The following is a 2,166-nucleotide window of genomic DNA, read 5'->3' on the forward strand; positions in this document are numbered from 1 at the left end:
CCCTGCGCGCGTCTACACCGACCAGGCGACCGCGCACCTGCACGTGTGAGAACGCACTGCTCGGGCCGCCAACGATACCTGAACCGCAGACGAACGGAGAAACCGTGACAACACCCGCAACTCGCACCGTCGACGTCGCCATCGTGGGCGCCGGTTTGTCCGGTCTCACCGCCGCCGACCAGCTCGCCCGAGACGGCTACGAGGTCGTCGTCCTCGAGGGGCGTGATCGCGTGGGTGGCCGCATCCGCACTACCGAAATCGCCGGGGTTCCCGTCGATGCCGGAGCCACATGGGCCGCGCCGGATCACACGGCGGTGCGCGAGCTCGCCGCCCGTCTCGGCATCGAGTTCATCCCCCAGTTTCACACGGGGAAAGGCGTTATCTCGCTCGGTGGCAAACGCAGAGTCGAGGGCCTCACCGCACCTGCACCGTGGGTTATGGCCGATATCGCCAGGGTCATGAGCGCGCTGCAGAAGCGCGCCGACGACCTGCCGCTCGAGAGCCCGTGGACGCACCCGAGCGCCACGCGCTTCGACGCCATGTCCTTCGGGGAGTGGCTGCGCCGGAAGCGAGCGCTGAAAGCGACCCGCTCGTTCATGCGCATGGTGTGTCTGGTGCATTGGGGAGCACCCCCGTCCGATGTGTCGCTGTTCAACGTGATGCGCTACATCAAGACTCTCGGCGGGCTCGAGCACATGCTCGCCGTCGAGGGCGGCGACCAGCAGGACCGCGTGCTCGGCACCGCGCACAGGCTTGCTTCGGCACTTGCTGTCACCCTGGACTCGCATGTCCATGCCGACGCCTCGGTCGAGAGGATCGCCGCCGACATCGACGCTCCGCGCGTGCTGCTCGATTCCCCCGTCGAACGCATCACCACCAGCGATGAGCGCATCACCGTCGAGACGAGCACTCGTCGCATCGATGCCCGGTATGTCATCGTCACGGCGTCCCCGATGCACCGCAGCACCATCGATTTCACACCAGCTCTGCCGGACCGTCACTACGGTCTGTCCCGGAGCTGGCGACTGGGCGCACTGAGTAAGGCGTTCGTCGCCTACGACCGTCCATTCTGGCGAGACCACGGCCTTTCGGGTGAAGGCATGTCCGACGACGACACCGTCTTCCTCACCTTCGACGTCAGTCCCGACGCCGCAGGCCCCGGCATCTTAATGGTCTTCTGCGACGCACGCGGCTTCGACGCGCACACTCCCTTCGAGCGACGGCGACGCGTCATCGAGCACCTCGCCCACCTCTACGGAGACCAAGCGCGAGACAGCATCGACTACACCGACTTCTCCTGGGGCAACGACAGCTTCGCCCCCGGCGGACCGAACCCCGCCGTCGGCCCGAAGACCTGGACCAGCTTCGGCCCGTATCTGCGTGAACCGGCCGGGCGCGTCCACTGGGCGGGATCGGAGACCGCAGACAAGTTCTCCGGCACCATGAACGGCGCGATCCTGTCCGGACAACGCGCCGCGACCGAAGTGGTCACCCGCCTCGAAAACGAGAAGTAACCTCCCTCCGAGTCAGGCGGACAGCTGGCCGCCCAGAGTGAGCGACAGCAGAAGCTCACGCTGGGCGGCGACCTGCTCCGTAGGCTGTCCGCCGTACGCCATCGCAGCCGCGAGGCCTTCGGCAGCCCGCCTCACCAGGAAGATGCGATCCTCCGACAAGCCGTCGATCGCGAACTGCTCCGTCCACCACAGCTCGTCGGCCCGGGACAGCGCGGCCACCTCGGGAATGTCATACACGCCGACCCAGGACGGGGCCGAGGTGAAGAACTCGACCGTTTCCTCCGCCCCCGAACACAGGGCGCGAACGTAGGCACGAAGCATCTTGCCCGGCTGATTCTCGGACAGATCCAGATGCGACCGGACACTCGCGCGAAAGCGCCGATTGGCGTCATCGACCAACGCCACGAGTAGGGCTTCGCGAGTCGGAAAGTGGTGCAGCAGTCCTCCCTTGGACACCCCGGCATCCTTCGCGATCGACGCGAGCGACACCCCCGTCCCCTTCTCCGCGAACGCATGGGCCGCCGCCGACAGCACCGCAGACCGCGTCCGCTCGGAATTACGTGTCTGACGTGCGGGATCCGAGACTGCATCCATATCTTCAGTCTACTGCAACAGTCCATTCAGTGGGTTGTGCCGACCAAAAAGCTTGCAA

The 2,166-nt window shown here is 66.2% G+C and carries 2 protein-coding genes; one reads left to right on the forward strand and one right to left on the reverse strand.

The features are described from left to right. Positions 1-104: 104 nt before the first annotated feature. Positions 105-1,514 (forward strand): flavin monoamine oxidase family protein, encoded by a 1,410-nt coding sequence (locus tag NM1_RS40565; protein ID WP_068033131.1) that lies wholly within the window; start codon positions 105-107, stop codon positions 1,512-1,514. Positions 1,515-1,526: 12 nt separating this feature from the next. Here the strand turns inward: NM1_RS40565 and NM1_RS40570 are convergent, their stop codons facing one another. Beyond that, the gene (locus NM1_RS40570) at positions 1,527-2,048 is read right to left on the reverse strand and encodes a TetR/AcrR family transcriptional regulator (protein WP_169814413.1); all 522 of its coding nucleotides are present in this window, start codon (positions 2,046-2,048) and stop codon (positions 1,527-1,529) included. Between the last annotated feature and the right edge of the window lie 118 nt (positions 2,049-2,166).

The sequence above is a fragment of the Nocardia mexicana NBRC 108244 genome, assembly GCF_001613165.1.
Lineage (GTDB): Bacteria > Actinomycetota > Actinomycetes > Mycobacteriales > Mycobacteriaceae > Nocardia > Nocardia mexicana.